Here is a 289-nt window from a genome sequence, read left to right on the forward strand (position 1 = left end):
CTTTGATCCGGTGCATTATGGACATCTTAAACCTGTTGAAACGCTGGCGAATCTGATCGGCTTATCGCGGGTGATTATTATGCCTAACAATGTGCCGCCGCATCGCCCCCAGCCGGAAGCTTCCAGCGCGCAGCGTAAATATATGCTGGAGCTGGCTATCGCCGATAAGCCGCTTTTTACGCTGGATGAACGCGAGCTACAGCGAAACGCGCCCTCTTACACTGCGCAAACGCTGAAAGCATGGCGCGAAGAACAGGGCCCCGAAGCGCCGCTGGCGTTTATTATCGGC

The 289-nt window shown here is 55.4% G+C and carries 1 protein-coding gene; it reads left to right on the forward strand.

All coding sequences use genetic code 11. The features are described 5' to 3' along the window. The coding region (locus tag J4G32_RS21015; RefSeq protein ID WP_210497632.1) for an adenylyltransferase/cytidyltransferase family protein at nucleotides 1-289 on the forward strand (289 nt) is incomplete at both ends.

Source organism: Microvirga antarctica, assembly GCF_017921815.1.
Lineage (GTDB): Bacteria > Pseudomonadota > Alphaproteobacteria > Rhizobiales > Beijerinckiaceae > Microvirga > Microvirga antarctica.